The following is a 15,691-nucleotide window of genomic DNA, read 5'->3' on the forward strand; positions in this document are numbered from 1 at the left end:
GGGCCCTCGACCGACATAGAAGGTATGCGTGGTTGCCTGGGGTTGTCGGTTGGTGCATCCAACCTGACAGCGGTTGTTGACCAGGCGCCGATCGTGCGGCGTAGCGTGCTGACCCTGTACCGGGACCGCATGCCTGAGGTCGGCGTCTTGGACGGAGACGGTCTTGTCATCAGCGGCTTCGTGGAGCGGGTCGGTGATCCCATCCCGCTGCTCGCTGCCGACGGCTCGGCCCACCGCGGCGAGCAGTTGCTGGCCGCGGCGGTCGAATCGCTGACCCGGATCGCCAGCCCTGCGCAGCGTCCGGAGCGCACCGTTGTGGCGGTGCCTGCGTATTGGGGCCCGGCAGCGTTCGATGCGGCCCGCGCCGCGATGCCCGGGGTGCGGGTGGTGTCCGACGCCGTTGCGGCGCTGACGGCGATGCAGGCGCATCCCGGGCTGCCGGCCCGCGGCATCGTCGCGTTGGCCGATTTCGGGGCCACCGGAACCAGCCTCACCCTCGCTGATGCCGGTGCGCGTTTCGCGCCGATCGGACAGACCGTGCGGTACGACGATTTCTCTGGTGATCTCGTCGATCAGGAGCTGCTGCGCCACGTGCTGAGCAGCCTCGACGCCGACGCCTCGGGCACGGCGGCGGTGGCCGCACTGTCCCGGCTGCGTGAGGAGTCGCGGGCGGCCAAGGAACGGTTGAGCTACGAGGCCGCCACCGGGTTGCCCGGCCCGGCACCGGGGAGCACGCTGCGGCTCACCCGTGCCGAGCTCGAGGCGGTCGTCGATGCGCCGCTGCGCGGGGTGATCGAGGCACTGCACGATCTGCTGCGGCGCAACGGCGTGCACCCGGCACAGCTGGCGGCTCTGGTGACCGTCGGTGGAACGGCGCGGATTCCCCTTGTGACGCAGCGTCTTTCGGAAGCCTTCCGGATGTCGGTGACCACCGTCTCGCAGGCTCAGGTGGTGACCGCGATCGGTGCCGGTCTGCTGGCCCGCCGCGGCGAGGCCGAGACAGCAGCGACGCGGGCGGTGACCGCGGCGCCTTTTGTCGCCGCATCGACGACCGGCACGGTGGCTGCCTCGTCGCTGGCACCGGCCGCGCTGGCCTGGTCGGTCAGCGATCCGGCCGCCGAGGTCATGGACTACATCCCCGAATCGGTGTCCGAGGATTCCGCAAGGCCCGCATTCGTGTTCGCCGAAGCCCCGCGTGAGCCCGCCGCGGCGGCCCGCACCCCGTGGTACCGCGGCATCGTGGTGTGCGCAGCGGCACTGCTCACGGTTGTCGGCACCGCGGGCCTGTTGTTGTCGGCCCACGCCGACAAGTTGGACGCCACGCCTGCAGGTGGCCCGGCGGCGGCGCCCGGGCTCGCGCCGGCGGAAGCGCCACTTGCCCAGGTCGGTGCGGCACCGCCGACCCGCACCGTCGTCGTGCAGGATCCCGCGGTGCCCGCGCCCGCCCCCGCGGTGTCGCCGTCGTCCGCGCCGTATTCGGTCCAGCGCCAGCAGGCGGCGTCGGCTCCCGCGCCGCAGGCCGCACCCGCCCCGGCTTTGCCGCAGGCGGCCGACCCGGCGCCGGCCGACATCCCCGCACCGGCCGCGGTGCCGCCGGCCCCCGAACTGCCGCCCATCCCGCAGTTGCCCATCCCGGCGCTGCCGCTGCCGCAGTTGCCGGTACCGCAGTTACCGGTGCCGCAGTTGCCGATCCCGACGTTCACGCCGCCCGCGCCGCCGGCGCACACCCCCGCGCCGACGCCGGAACCGACCCAGACCCCGACGCCCGAGCCGACGCATACGCATACTGCGCCGCCGCCTCCGCCGACACAGACTCAGGCGCCGGAGCCGACGGCTGCGCCCAGCTCACCGCCGAAGCCGTCGCATTCGACGGAGCCGACGACGTCTGCGGTGCCTGCGCCGTAATCGCTGCTAGTTGCCCTGCCTGCGGGGGAACTCCGGAATGGTCACGGTGTTGGTGACGACCGTGGTGCTCGTGCTGACCGTCACCGATGGTTCGGTCGTCGTGGTGGTGACCGGCGCCTCGGTCGTCGTGGTCGCGGTCGTCGTGCCCGGATCCGTGGCGGTCGGGGTGTCCGGTGCCTGGGTTTCGGTGACGGTCTGCGTGGCAGGCGGCGCTACCGCGGTGGTCTGCTGGGCCGGTGTGGTGGTCGCCGTCGTCGATGACGTGGTCGAGGACGTTGTCGTCACGCTCGCGGGCTTCGTGTCGCCGCCCGACGAAAACAGCTGCACGATCGCGTAGACGACCAGGGCCGCGACGATGGCGCCGAGTGCTCCGAGCCCGACCAGGGCAGCTGGTTTGCGGTACCAGGGGACGGGTTCAGGAGCAGGTGGCTCGGGTTGCGTTCCGTAGTCGCCGTAGTCGCTGTAACTCTGGGCGTACTGAGTCGGCTCGTTGTCGTCGGAGTAGTAGTTCGACACGCCAACCGATGTTAGGCGGACTCAGTTTCTCGACCGGATACGCGTAGGTGGATGAGCGTGGGTCGGTCGGCATTCAGTGCGGCCCCGACGGCGTCGGCCAACAGTGTGGCGGACTCGAGGGACACCCCGTGGCAGCCGAGGGATCGCGCCAGCGCGGCGAAGTCGGGGCTGGCCAGATCAACCGCATGCACGGTGTCACCGCGGTCGGCCATCTCGTTACGGATTTCGCCGTAGCCTCCGTTGTCGACGATGACGACGGGTACGGCCAAACCGGCCTGCGCGGCGGCCGCGAGCTCGGCGATGGTGAACATGACACCGCCGTCGCCCAGTAACGCGACCACTTTGCGTTGTGGCGCCGCGATTTTGGCACCGATCGCCGCCGGTAGCCCATAGCCCAAGGTGCCCACCCCGGTCGGATACAGAAACGACCGCGGCCGGTGCAGCGGAAGGTTCGACAGTGCGCCGTAGTAGCAGGCCATCGCGCTGTCGGCGGCAATGAGGGCGCTGTCGTCGAGCGCGGCGTCCAACGCGGCACACAGCTCGAGGTAGGCGCCGCCTTCCCGTGCGGCGTCCTGCCGGAGTAATCGGCGCCACTGCGCGGCAGATTCGCGACCATCGGTGCGTCCTGCGGTGCGCAGGCCGGTGAGCAGCGAGGAGATGGTCTCGGCGGCGTCACCGACAAGAGCGACTGCGGGGGAGATGTTCGTGGCCGCCGACGTCGGATCGATGTCGATGCGAATCACGGTGCTCTGCTGCGATATCGGTCCCCACCACCAGTCCGACGGGGCAAGTTCGGTGCCGACCGCCACGACCACATCGCTGGCGGCGACCAACTGTTTGACGGTGGGGTGATGCACCCCGGCGCCCAGTGACAACGGATGTGTCTCGGGCAGAACACCTTTGCCGTTCGCGGTGGTGATCACCGGCGCTTGCAGTGCTTCGGCGAGCTCACGGACTTCGTCGGCCGCACCCGACGCACCACCGCCGACGATCAGCAATGGGTGCTCGGCGGCGTCCAACAGCTGTGCCGCCGCCTGAATCGACTCCGCATTCGGGCGAGCCGGGCGACCTTCGTAGGGCGGTACCAGCGCCGTGGTGGCCTCGAGATCGAGGAGGTCCAGCGGGATTTCCAGGTACGCGGGCCGGGGACGCGCACTCGTCATCGCGGCGAAGCACTGTGCGACCGCCAACGGTATTTCTTCGACCGTGGTCACGCGTTGCGCATGCCCGACGATCGAATCCATCGCGCGGAACTGGTCTTTGACCTCATGAAGGTACCCGTTGCCCGCGCTCGGGTGGTGCAGAGGCAGACCCGGCGCGATGAACAGGACGGGCACCGAATCCGAATACGCTTGGGCCGCAGCGGCTGCAGCGTTGAGGATGGCCGGGCCGGTGGTCGTGATCACCACCCCGGGCTTGCCGCTGACCCTGGCGTAGCCGTCGGCGGCATAGCCCGCGCCCTGTTCATGGCGCGTCAGAACGTGCCGGATGCCAGCGCCGCCGAGCGCCGCGTAGACCGGCAGATTGTGGGTTCCGGGGATGCCGAAGACCACGTCGACGCCGTGGAGGGTCAACGCGTCGACCAATGCTTGGCCGCCGCTGCGGCGCCGGCCGGCGGGCGCGATCGTGGCTTCGGTGTCGGTGCTCATGAGTCCTTCCTGAGGTGGTGCCAGATCGCGTTGGGCCGCTGGCTAACTGGGGTAAGCGGTGGTCAGCTTGTCGAGTCGGTCGGTGGCCATGGTGTACGCGGCGGCACGCGCGGTGATCTTGTCGGCGGCCGACAGCGCGAACATCTCGCTGCTCAACTCGCGCAGGCGAGTCGAGATCTTGGCGAAGGACTGCTCGGCACTTCCGTCGATGTCGCCGAACAGTACCCACCACCACCACGCGTTGGTCGCCGAATTGGCCACGAAATCCGGCACGATCACGATTCCGCGTGCGGCCATGTCGGTTTCGGCGTCCGGGGTGACGGGCATGTTGGCCGCCTCGACGATGAGTTTCGCCGTCACCTCATGCTGGTTGGTGGCATTGATGCAGTAGGAGGTGGCGGCCGGGACCAGCACGTCGGCCTTCACCGACAGCCAGCGGTCACCGGGCAACTCGACATCGTCTGGGCCGAGTTCTGCGCGGTTGACCCCGCCGCTGGGTGTGCGCGTCAGCAGCAGCCGTTCCACATCGAGTCCATTGGGGTTGGCGACGACGCCGTGCACATCGGCGATGCCCACAACCCGGACACCGGCCCGCTGCAGATACCGCGCGGTCGCCCCGCCCATCGACCCGAACCCCTGGATGAACGCCGTGGAGGCATCCGGTCGCAGGTCGTGCAATTCCATCGCGGCCAGGGCTGCTTCGGCGACGCCGTAGCCGCCGACCAGTTCATCGAGCTTGACGCCGTCGACGTCTGTGCCGAACGCGACCCGCATCCGGGCCTGCGCCTGCTCCGGATCGTCGACGTGTCGGTAGGCCGCGTCCACCGAGCTGCCCAGACCGATCTGGGCAATGCACTTGTCGACGGTCTCCTGGCGCACGCCGAAGTCTTCACCCATCGTCCAGCGCTGCTCGATGAGGGGTTTCATCGCTTCCAGGTAGCGGTAGAGCACCGACTCTGCCGCGGGATCGGAGGGTTCGAAGTCGATACCGCCCTTGGCGCCACCCAGCGGAACGTAGCGGGCGCCCTCTTCGTAGTGGATGGCCTCCTTGAGGGTCATCCCGCGGGCCAATCCCCGGACCTCGTCGAGCGAACAGCCTTTGCGCATCCGCAGGCCGCCACTGCTGATGCCGCGCACCAGCCGGTCCAGCACGAGGTATCCGCGAGCGCCCGTGATCGGGTCCGTCCAGATCGCCTCGAAGACAGGCGAGTCGTCGGCCTGCTCGACCGAACCGATGGCGTTGGGCAAAGAAAGAGACATGAGACTCCCCAAAAGTGACTGACTAGGCAGTCAGTATGGAGAGTGGGTCAGGTCACGTCAAGTCCTGCTTGGTTCGGCGCCGCGCTATGCGGACGGTGCCGGCAGCCCCAGTTCGTTGCGCAGGGCGTCCTCGGTCCAGCGGTGAATCTCCTCCGTGGTCACCGCCCCGCCGAGCGCGACCGACTGAACTGCCAGGCCGTCGAGGAGCAGCGTGAGGCGCCAGGCCGCCCCGTGCGGATCGGGCGTGTGAAACTCTCCCGAACCCACGCCTTCGGCGATGAGCATCGCCACGGTCTGCCGCCACTGCGAGTCCATGTTCTTGACGACTTTCCGCAAGTTCTCGTCATGCAGGCCGGCTGACCATGATTCGATCCACAGCCGCCAGCCGAGGGCGTTCCCGGTAGGCCCGTAATGATGTAAGACCGCGCGCAGTCGGTCGAGCACCGGCTCGGTCGCGACCCGGTCGAGGGTGTTGCGGAGTTGGGTCAAATCACGTTCGGCGGCAACGGCGAACGCGTGTTCGACCAGATTTGCCAGCGTCTCGAAGTGATAGAAGATCAGGCCCGTGCTCACGCCGAGGCGTTTGGCAATGTCGACGGTGCGAAGCTGGCCGACGCCGTTCTCGGTGATGAACTCGATGGTCGTGGCCACGATGTCGTCGGCGCGGCCAGGGGACTGTTTCTGTGATCGGACCACATCGGCACCGTACCCGGCGGCATCTGCGCAGGTGGCGCAGTGATGACGCTCGCGGTCTTGACAAATTGTGACCCGCGCCGCAGAGTTCTCCTGCTTACTGATTGAGCAGTCAGTTGTTGTTGGCATCTCACGCACCCGGTGCACTTGGGCGTGCATGGACAGTGCAGAACCAGGAGAAACCGCTTTGACGCAACAAATCATCGAAGAACCAGAGATCGAGCGTCCCAGAGGGCGGCTGCGGCAAGGGCTTCGCCGCTTCGATGTCTTTTTCCTGCTGCTGTGTTCGCTGGTCGGTCTGGACACCATCGGCGCCCTGGCGGCATCCGGGCCCGAGGCGTTCGCCTGGCTGCTCGTCTTCTCGGTCGTGTTCTTTGTGCCCTACGGGTTGATCGTCAGCGAGCTCAGCTCGACATTTCCCCTCGAAGGCGGCCAATACACCTGGGTGCGTATGGCATTCGGTCGCGGCGTGGCATCGGTGGCGCAGTTCGTGTACTGGCTGTCCAACCCGGTGTGGGTCGGCGGTGCTTTGGCGGTCGTCGCACTGGCCACCTTCCAAACCTTCATCCATCCCTTACCAGGGGCGTGGACGTACGTCTTCGGCCTGGTTTTCGTTTGGGCCGGTGTCTTGGCGGTGTCCGTCTCGCTGGAAGCAGGTCGCTGGGTGCCCATCGCCGGTGCCGTGGCACGCATCGTCCTCCTCGGATTCTTCTTCGTGTCGACAGTGATCTACGGCGTCATCCACGGAATCCAACCGCTCACCGCATCGGACTTCTCCCCGTCGTATCTGGGGTTCCTCGCACTCGCACCCTTGATCGTGTTCACCTTCGTCGGGTTCGAGGTCTCCTCGGCAGCGGCCGAGGAAATGGAAGCCCCGCAACGCACCATCCCGCTGGGTGTCATGCGCTCGGGGATGGCCGCGTTCCTGATGGTGGCGGCTCCCGTGGTGGCGATTCTGGTGGTCTTGCCGCGGGACCAGGTCAGCCATTTGAGCGGATTCCTCGACGCCGCCAAACTCGTCTTCACCATCTACGGAGGCCATGTCGGCCCCGACGGAACCGTCGAATTGACCGGTGCCGGTGAGGTTATCGGCGTGGTCTGCGCCGCAGGCGTCATCGTCGCCCTCTTCACCAGCGGAGTGAGCTGGGCGATCGGTGAGAGCCGCGCTCAGGCCACCGCGTGCTCGGACGGCAGCGGTCCGGCGTGGCTGGGCCAGATCTCCGAGCGGTTCGGCACCCCGGTGCGTATCAACGTCCTGGCCGGAATCCTGGCGACCGTGGTGATGATTGCGGCGCTGAACTTCACGTCCGGTGACATCGGCAAATACTTCAGTGTCGGGCTCAACCTTGCCATCTCGATGACCATGGTGGCCTATCTGGTGATGTTCCCGGCGCTGATGGTCCTGGATCGCAAATACCCTGACGCCAATCGACCGTTCCGCATCCCCGGAGGTACCGTCGGCCGGTATCTGTGTTCGGCGGCAGCCACACTCGTGGTCATCTTCACCCTGATTCAGCTGCTCTACCCGGGCGCCGGTCTCGGTCTCTTCGGCTCTCCCGGCACCCCCGACGACGCGCTGCCTGCCGGGTTCGCCGGCGACCGCCTGGGTTACGAACTGGGCCAGCTGATTCCGATGGCGCTGTTCATCGCGACGGGAATCGTGTTCTATCTGGTCGGGCAGCGAGAGGTGCGACGCGAGCGCAATAAGGTTCTGGCGCTGGACGACCCACTCGGCTGATACCGGTGGCCTCAGTTACCCGGCAGCGGATAGAGCGTGCGCGTCACATTCGTGCGGACCCGCGGACGGCTGGTACTGGGGTCGCCGGCGTGAGTCCGGGTGGTGGGCAGTTCCCCGGTCGTCGACGGGCCGGTCGTCGACGTGTCGCTCGATGACGAGGTGTCGGAGCCCGAGGTGGTGGCGGCGTCCGACGGCCCCATGATCTCGGAGGTGCTCACCGGCGGGGTGGTGGTGATTGTGGCTGTCGTGGTCGTGGTGGACCCCGTCGGCGTCGACGACGAGAATGTCGGGTCGACGAACTGGGTCGGTGCCTCCTCCGGACTGTTCGCGCTGCTGGTCAGGCTCACCACAGCCCATACCAGTAGGGCGATGACGCCGAGGGCCGCGGCGCTCGCACCCGCGACCGCCGACGTCGAATGATGCCAGGGCTGATCATCAGCCCGCTCGTCGTCGTCCTTGGCGGTCACGGGGTCCGATGATAATCGCGTCACCTGGTCTTGCCCCTGTCAGTTCAATTGGCTGATGACCTCGTTGGAGAAGAACTCAATGTGGTCCAGATCTGCCATGTCGAGCACCTGCAGGTAGACCCGCTGCACGCCCGCTTCGACGAACGGAGCCAGCTTGTCGACGATCTCCGCGGGCGTCCCGACCAGCGGCGAATTGCTGCGAAGCTCATCGACTTCGCGACCGATGGCGGCCGCTCGGGTGGCGATCTCGGCGTCGTTCCGTCCCGCACACAGCACGAACGCCGCGGAGTAGGTGAGCGAGTCGGGGGCCCTCCCCGCAGCCGCAACTGCGTCGGCGACCCGGGCGAACTGTGCCTTGAGGACGTCGAGGGGGACGAACGGGATGTTGAACTCGGCGGCGAATTCCGCGGCCAGGGCCGGCGTGCGCTTGGGGCCGCCGCCTCCGATGATGATCGGTGGGTGCGACTGCGTGGGCTTGGGAAGGGCCGGTGAATCGACGACGGTGTAGTGCTTGCCGTCGAAGTCGAACTTGTCTCCGACCGGGGTGTCCCACATGCCGGTGACGATGCGTAGCTGTTCGGTGAGCCGGTCGAACCGCTCGCCCAGTGGCGGGAACGGGATGGCGTACGCCTGATGCTCGGCCTCGAACCAGCCCGCTCCGATACCCAACTCGACACGGCCACCGCTCATTTCGTCGACCTGAGCGACGGAGATGGCCAGTGGACCCGGGTGGCGGAAGGTCGCCGAGGTGACCATCGTGCCCAGGCGAATGGTCGAGGTCTCGCGGGCGATGCCCGCCAGCGTCACCCAGGAATCGGTCGGCCCGGGCAGGCCGTCACCGCTCATCGCCAGGTAATGGTCGGACCGGAAGAATGCCGAGTAGTTCAGCGCTTCGGCCGCGCGGGCGACAGCGAGCTGATCGGAGTACGTAGCGCCTTGCTGGGGTTCGACGAACACACGGAAGTCCATGGGCGCCAGAGTATCGGGGATCTCACGTCACCGATGCTTCGCGACTGAGCTCCTCGAACCGGGCCAGTGCAGCGGCGAAGTCTGCCTCATCGAACAGCTCGCAGCGGCTGATCCGGTCGCCGGTGAGCGTGACGAGCGCGATCTCGCGCCATTCGGCGTCGAAGCCGTCCGGCGTCGTCCCGTGTACCGCCTGTGTGACGAGCGCACCGCATTCGCTCAGGCGATGGATGGCCTGGATGTGGGACGTCTGCTCGCCAGGAGCGAAGGCGATCGTGCGCCTGCGGTCGACGATCTTCCAGTCAGGCGCGGTCGGCTGCAGCTCATGCTTGTCGAACGCGGCGTAGCCCGCCATGATTGCCGACCAGGTGCGCGCGTGGGCGGCGCCTTCGCCGGCGAGATAGCGGGCATCGAGCTCGGCCAGGCCGGCATCGATGTCGTCGGGATCAAAGGTGACCACCGCGGCGATTCGCTCGTCGGTATCCAACTCGACGACTTCGAGGACGTAGACATCAATCGCGGCGGACGGTTGGCCCACGTAACGCGAGCGCCTGAGCATGAGGCGTTCTCCACGCGTCGCAATGACCGTCGCCGCGGCGACCCTGATGCCGAGGCCGGTGATCGCGCGGGCGTCCTGAAGTGCGGCATCCCGACCAAGCCGAATTCCGGAGCCTACGAGGTGCCGGCGATCGTCACCGTAGAAGCTCTCGGCCAGCATCGCCTCGATCGCCGCCAGATCAGGTGCAGCGAAACACTTATGGAAGCGCTCGTACATGTCGCTTGCGGTGTTGTGTAGACGCCCGGTCGTCGGGTGCAGCTCCTCGAACCGGGCCAGCGCAGCGTCGAGATCTGCCTCGTCGAATAGTTCACAGCGGCTTACCATTTCGCCGTCGACCAGCAGAATGTGGGTGTCCCTCCACTCGGCGTGGAAGCCGTCCTGCGAGACCCCTTGCGCGACATGGGTGACCACTGCGCCGCGGTCAGTCAACCGATGCACCGCCACGATGTGGATCTTGGTGTCAGGTGAGTCGTCCCATGCGGCTTGGATATAACTGATCATGTCGCCAGGTTGGAAACCTGCTCCGCGACGGTTGTCGATGTTCACCCAGCCAGGTGTCGTCGCGGCAATTTCGCGGCGGTTGAATCCGGCGTAGCCCGCCATGATTGCCGACCAGGTTCGCGCGAACGGCGCCGCCTCACCGGCAAGATAGCGAGCATCGAGTTCGTCGAATGCCGCGTCGATGTCGTCGGGATCGAAGACGACGCGCGCCACAACTCGTCCGTCGGCGTTGGTTTCGACCACGTCGAGGACATCGGTGTGGAACGCCTCCGGTAGCTCGCCGCTCGATGCTCGCGCACGATTGAGAACGATGCGATCGCCGCGGACCGCCACGGGGTCCGACGTCCAATTCGTCGCTCCGACGTCGGCGATGGCCAAGATTTCGGCGATCACGGCGTCACGACCACGTTGGATACCCGCGTTGACCACGATGCGACGGTCGTCGTTGAAAACGCTCTCAGCCAGCATCTCGGTCAGTGCGGCCCAGTTGCTGCTGGAGTAGCAGTCCTTCATGCGCTCGTAAGCCCGGGTTGCAGCATTCTCCAGTCGCGCCCTCGGGGCGCTGAGCTCTTCTAGTTTTGCGACCGCGAGGACCAGATCCGCCTCGTTGAAAGCTTCAGCGCGACTCATCCGGTCGCCATCGACCGTCAGCAAGGCGATGTCTCGCCATTCGGCGTCAAACCCTTCGTTCGAGGTCGCTGCTGACACGTGAGTTGTGACTGCGCCGATTTCAGTGAGTCGATGCACTGCTTCGACATAGATGGTGGCTTGCGACGTGATGTCCCACAATGCGTTGAGCGACACTCCCAATTCGCCCGAGTCGACCGTGAGCACCTGTCGGTGATCGATGTCTACCCAATCCGGCGTCACCGCGGGAAGCTCGCGCCGATTGAGACTGACATAGGCGTCAGCGATGACGGACCACGTGTGCGCGTGCGGGGCGGCTTCCCCGGCAAGGTAACGAGCGTCCAGTTCCGCGATGGCAGCGTCGAAGTCGTCGAGGTCGAACCATATCTGCAGAGCGATTCGGCCGGCGTTGTCGATGCCATATATCTGGAGAAGTTCGTCCTCGGGCGCCCCAGCGCTCATGTCGGCGGTGCCAACTCTCAATCGGGAAAGGGCAAGGCGCTCACCTCGAACAGCGACTACCGTCGCGGTGACCCGCATGCCGCCGGTCTCGAGGTTGAGTCTGTTCTGGTGCACCCAGTCAGACGGCACGTCGACCGGCGCGAAACCGACGATCTTGCGACGACTTTCGACAGTGGCCGCAGCCGAGAACAGTTGCTCGAATTCGTCCCACGCCCCTCGGTCGACAGCTGCCAACACACGCTCGCCTGCTCGGACGCATGAGCTATCGAGGTCGATGCTCGCTAGCTCAGGCAGCGCCGGTGTAGTGGTCTGGACGCTCTTGCCGACAAGTCGACGTGCCTTCTCGACAAGGGCTACAGCCTCCTTCTGCTCGTACAGGGCTGCGGCTCGTTCGGCAGCGGACTGCATCCCGGAGGGATCACCTGCGGCACCCAGTACCATTGCGAGCGCCAAACATGCATCGCCGTGATCGACCAGCGCGTCGGTGCGTTCGGCCAGCGCCACAGCCTCCTCGGCGAGCCGCCGTGCCTCAGCGTGATCTTTGCCCCGTGACAGCAGCTGTGCCCGGAGGGCGCGCCACGCAATCGAGGCCTTCAGCGCATGGCCGGCGAGACGCTCACTCTCGGCGCACAATTCGTCGGCTTCGTCGTCGCGGCTCAGGAGCATGCACGCGCGCCCCAATAGGGCGGCCGTCTCGGCAGTATCGGCGTCAAGGCCCATCCGACGAAAGCCGTTGTAAGCCAGACGCAAATGCTGTTCGGCCGCGTCCGGATCGTCGAGAATGAGCTCGACGATGCCTGCGAACTGCTCGACCTCGAGGAGCCCATGTCGCAAACCAAGTTCGGTGACCGTTCGGCGAGCCGAGTCGATCATGCGTCTTGCGGCACCGGACCGGCCGCGATATGCCTCCAGTACGGCCTGACACCGCGTCGACGTCGCCTCCACCGCAGGCGAATCGGCGGTGATCCGCAACAGGCGCACCACATCAAGACAGCGCCCACCTGCGCGCGGAACCGGATTGGGTCCCCAGAGAGCCGCAAGGGGTGCTCCCGCCAACACGTTGTTCACCCTGCGGTGTTCTCGAGCGCGGCGGGCAGCGGAAAGCGCATGGTCCAAAGCGGTTTCGCAGTCGGCGATCCGACCGAGCCGGGCGAGACACTGCGCGCGTACGGTGTGTGCCTTGGCTTCCCCTGCACCATCGTTCAATTCGGCCAATCGCTGGGCGGCCTTGTCCAACGCGAGTTCGAGATCGTCGAGTCGCTCGGGGTGGATCAGCATCGAGAGTTGTCCGTCGAAGCATGTCGCCCACGCCGCGAGGCGTGCTGAATGTTGGGTCGCTTCCTGGAGTTGGGCGACGGCGCTTGCCGCCGACGCGACGTCACCCGAGGCCAACAGTGCTTCGCAGCGCGCGACCAGTAGTTCGGCGCGCTGGTCGTCGCGGTCGGGTAACTCGTCGTCGAGTTCTTCGAGTGCATGCAGGGCATGGTCATAGAGTTCTGCGGCGCCTTCGTAAGCAAGTCGGGTCATCGCTTGGTCGGCTGCACGTCGGCAGTATTCGACGGCCTTGACTGCATTTCCGGCCCAGGCACATTCGAAATAATGATGCGCCAGTTCGGCCAACCGCTCGTCGTCGATGCCGGGCGTGTTCTCCAGTGTGGTGGCGATGCGCTGGTGCAGTCGCATGCGCCGCACGGACGCCAGCTCGGCCAACAGCGACTGCCGGACGATGGCGTGATTGAACCGGTAGCAGCCGCCAGGCTCTTCGATGATGATGCCCGCCGTGCACGCTTCGTCGAACGCATCGACGAGCTCCTGGTCAAGCACCCGCTCGACCAGGTCCACGGCGAACCGGCTGCCCACAACCGCGGCTGCGGAAAGCGCCTTGTTGGATTCCGCGGAAAGCCGGGAGAGCCTACGGCTCACGGCTTCTCGCACCCCCTGGGGTAGGGTGCTCGGGTCCCAGCGGCCACCGCTTTCACCGACGTGACGCAGCGCCTCGATGAGAAAGAATGGATTGCCGCCGGTGACCGACGCCAAAGCCCGGCCCAGTTCTTCGTCGTCGTAACCGGCTTCGGCGACGTACGCGGTCACGTCGTCGGTGCCCAGGCCGCTGAGCTGAACGCGGTCGGCTGTGCCGTCGCGATGGAGGTCGGCAAGCATGGCCGCGAGCGGGTGCGACCGGTCGAGATCAGTGCTGCGGTACGTGCCGACGAGCTGTACTCGGGCGTGGTCGCCGAAACGCAGGACGTGTCGCAGCAGCAGCAAGGTGGATTTGGCGGCCCAGTGCAGGTCGTCGAGAACCAGCACGATGGGTGCCGTCGCAGACGCGACTTCCAGGAGCGCGACGACTGCGTCGAACAGCGCGTAACGTTCGGTGTCCGGATCGGCTCGGGCGGGTGCGACAAGGTCGGGCAGCGCATCGAGCAATCCAGGAATCAAGGGCAGCAGCGCTTCGACGCCGCGCATGGCCCGCAACCGGCTGCCCCCGACGCACGGCACAAGAGTGCGTAGCGATTCCGTGAATGGTTGGTACGGCGCGCCGAGGTCCTCATCGCACCGCCCGTACAGCACGACAGCACCGTTCTCGTATGCCCGAGAGGACCATTCGCCGGCCAGCCGAGTCTTGCCGACACCAGGTTCGCCGGCGATCAGCACTGCCCGGGTGGCGCTGCTGAGCGCGGACTGCCAGGCGGACGTGAGGTGGCTGAGCTCTGACCTACGGCCCACGAAGGGGCCGGAACCGGTGAGTACGGCGGGTAATTCGGGCCGCTCGATCAGGGGAGCGCTTGGGGGCGGTGCGTTGTCGTTGGTGTCGACGCGAAGTTCGAAAACGTGCTCAGGTCGAGTCAGGTTCTTCAGTTGCCGAGTCCCCAGATCCACGAGCGCAACGTCGTCGGAGAGGGAATCGATCACCAGTTCGGCGGTCGCACCAGAGCACAGGATCTGGCCACCCCTGGCCAGGGACCGTAGCCGGGCGGCGCGGTTGACCGATCGACCGAAGTAGTCGCCGTCGCGGAGTTCTGCCTCGCCGGTGTGCAAGGCGACGCGGATACGCATAGGTTCGGCCAGCGCCCACGGCTCCTGGAGGATCGCGTCTTGCAGCTCGATGGCGGCAGCGGCCGCTGCTGAAGGGCGGTCGAAGACCGAGAATGTCGCATCGCCCTCCCCGCGCGTCTTGATCAGCCGACCGCCTCGAGATGTCACGACCTGCTCGACGATCTCGTCGTGGCGCGCGAGCGCGACGGCCATGGCATCGGCATCTGCCTCCCAGGCGGCGGTCGACCCCTCGATGTCGGTGAGCAGGAAGGTCACCGCGCGTGTTACAGCGGGAACATGTTGTGCCGCAGGGAGGTCCAGTGTGTCGTCCTGTGCAACGATCGCGGCCTCGAGGCGTCGAAGCTCGGGTCCGGGATCTATACCCAACTCATCGGCCAGCAGCGTGCGGGCGCGTCGGTACGCGCCCAGCGCCTCACCCTGCCTGCCGGCACGGTACAGGGCGAGCATCAGCTGGCCCCAACGTCTTTCGCGCAGGGGTGCGTCCGCCACCGACGCCTCAAGCTCGCCGATGATTTCCGCCGCTCTGCCAGTCATCAGCAGCGCGTCGGCCCGATCTTCGATCAGTGCGGCGTGGCCCTCGACCCAGCGCGTCTTCTCAGACGCTCCGCGCCGGCCTTCGGGAAGCTCCGGAACTCCCCGCCACAAGGCCACAGCCTCGCCGAAGCGAGCCACTGCACCGCTGGCGTCACCGGCGGCTGCTGCGGCACGACCGAGCCCGGCTGCTCGCTTGTAGCGTGAGGCATCAACTTCGGTGGTGCTCAGGCGCCATCCGGTTCCCTCGGTCAAGACGAATCCGTCGCCGAGAGCGTGCCGCAACGACGAGATGTGGGTCTGCAGGGCTTTGACGGCGGTTCGCGGTGGTGCGTCGCCCCACAGCAACTCGATCAACGTGGTGGCGGGGACCACCGAGCCGCCGTGCAGCCCGAGCATCGTGAGAATGGCGCGCGGCTTTGCGCCCGGGATTGCGACGGGCGCACCGTCCTTTCGGACCTGGAGAGGTCCCAAAACCTCCAGTTCCACCGATGGAAGCGTACTCACACCCGACATCGTCGGTGTGACGTTTCAACATGCGGTCAAGGTCGAGTAAAGGACAGTGAGTGAGCCCTCTTGTGACGTGCATTGTCGCACGGCCGTCTGTCGCGCAATTGTGTTGTGTCATAGGGCCTGTGGATGAACTACAGGTTGTGGATAACTGGTGTGCGGGCCGGTGAGTGGCGGTAGAATTCGAACATGCTTGCGAACACTGTCGTCGACCGGGAAGCGGTCCTGGCGGTGTTCGACGAGTACGAGG

At 66.6% G+C, this 15,691-nt stretch carries 9 protein-coding genes; 3 read left to right on the plus strand and 6 right to left on the minus strand.

Going from position 1 to position 15,691, the window contains the following annotated elements:
- Positions 1 to 93: 93 nt before the first annotated feature.
- A complete protein-coding gene (locus tag BST13_RS34885) occupies positions 94 to 1,905 on the plus strand; it encodes an Hsp70 family protein (RefSeq protein WP_245839927.1) in 1,812 nt (603 codons plus the stop codon).
- Between the two features lie 6 nt (positions 1,906 to 1,911).
- Here BST13_RS34885 and BST13_RS34890 read toward each other — a convergent pair whose 3' ends face one another.
- From BST13_RS34890 to BST13_RS34905, 4 genes are all read right to left on the minus strand, one after another.
- A complete protein-coding gene (locus tag BST13_RS34890; RefSeq protein WP_083170375.1) occupies positions 1,912 to 2,421 on the minus strand; it encodes a hypothetical protein in 510 nt (169 codons plus the stop codon).
- Between the two features lie 11 nt (positions 2,422 to 2,432).
- Positions 2,433 to 4,070 (minus strand): thiamine pyrophosphate-binding protein, encoded by a 1,638-nt coding sequence (locus BST13_RS34895; protein ID WP_083170376.1) that lies wholly within the window; start codon positions 4,068 to 4,070, stop codon positions 2,433 to 2,435.
- Between the two features lie 42 nt (positions 4,071 to 4,112).
- The gene (locus BST13_RS34900; RefSeq protein WP_083170378.1) at positions 4,113 to 5,330 is read right to left on the minus strand and encodes a Glu/Leu/Phe/Val dehydrogenase dimerization domain-containing protein; all 1,218 of its coding nucleotides are present in this window, start codon (positions 5,328 to 5,330) and stop codon (positions 4,113 to 4,115) included.
- Between the two features lie 84 nt (positions 5,331 to 5,414).
- Entirely contained in the window at positions 5,415 to 6,026 is a 612-nt protein-coding gene (locus BST13_RS34905; protein ID WP_245839928.1) for a TetR/AcrR family transcriptional regulator, read from the minus strand.
- 184 nt (positions 6,027 to 6,210) lie between these two features.
- Here BST13_RS34905 and BST13_RS34910 point away from each other — a divergent pair, with 184 nt between their 5' ends.
- Together BST13_RS34910 and BST13_RS40010 are read left to right on the plus strand one after the other, a co-directional pair.
- Complete coding sequence (locus BST13_RS34910) at positions 6,211 to 7,761, plus strand: APC family permease (RefSeq protein WP_158087252.1); 1,551 nt, start codon at positions 6,211 to 6,213, stop codon at positions 7,759 to 7,761.
- Positions 7,762 to 7,863: 102 nt separating this feature from the next.
- Positions 7,864 to 8,181 carry a hypothetical protein gene (locus BST13_RS40010; protein WP_245839929.1) on the plus strand — a complete coding sequence of 106 codons (318 nt, stop codon included), beginning with the start codon at positions 7,864 to 7,866 and terminating at the stop codon, positions 8,179 to 8,181.
- An 86-nt stretch (positions 8,182 to 8,267) separates the two neighbouring features.
- On the opposite strand, the gene BST13_RS34920 is transcribed toward BST13_RS40010, so the two are convergent.
- Both BST13_RS34920 and BST13_RS34925 read right to left on the minus strand, forming a co-directional pair.
- Positions 8,268 to 9,197 (minus strand): TIGR03560 family F420-dependent LLM class oxidoreductase, encoded by a 930-nt coding sequence (locus BST13_RS34920; RefSeq protein ID WP_083170382.1) that lies wholly within the window; start codon positions 9,195 to 9,197, stop codon positions 8,268 to 8,270.
- A gap of 22 nt (positions 9,198 to 9,219) precedes the next feature.
- Positions 9,220 to 15,420, minus strand: coding sequence for an ATP-binding protein (locus tag BST13_RS34925; protein WP_211296260.1), 6,201 nt, complete (start codon positions 15,418 to 15,420; stop codon positions 9,220 to 9,222).
- Positions 15,421 to 15,691: the final 271 nt, after the last annotated feature.

This window comes from Mycobacterium aquaticum (assembly GCF_002086485.1).
Lineage (GTDB): Bacteria > Actinomycetota > Actinomycetes > Mycobacteriales > Mycobacteriaceae > Mycobacterium > Mycobacterium aquaticum.

Bases quoted from the DNA above. Each gene is read 5' to 3' on its own strand.
- BST13_RS34895 (WP_083170376.1), bottom strand. From the start codon at position 4,070: ATGAGCACCGACACCGAAGCCACGATCGCGCCCGCCGGCCGGCGCCGC.
- BST13_RS34900 (WP_083170378.1), bottom strand. From the start codon at position 5,330: ATGTCTCTTTCTTTGCCCAACGCCATCGGTTCGGTCGAGCAGGCCGAC.
- BST13_RS34920 (WP_083170382.1), bottom strand. From the start codon at position 9,197: ATGGACTTCCGTGTGTTCGTCGAACCCCAGCAAGGCGCTACGTACTCC.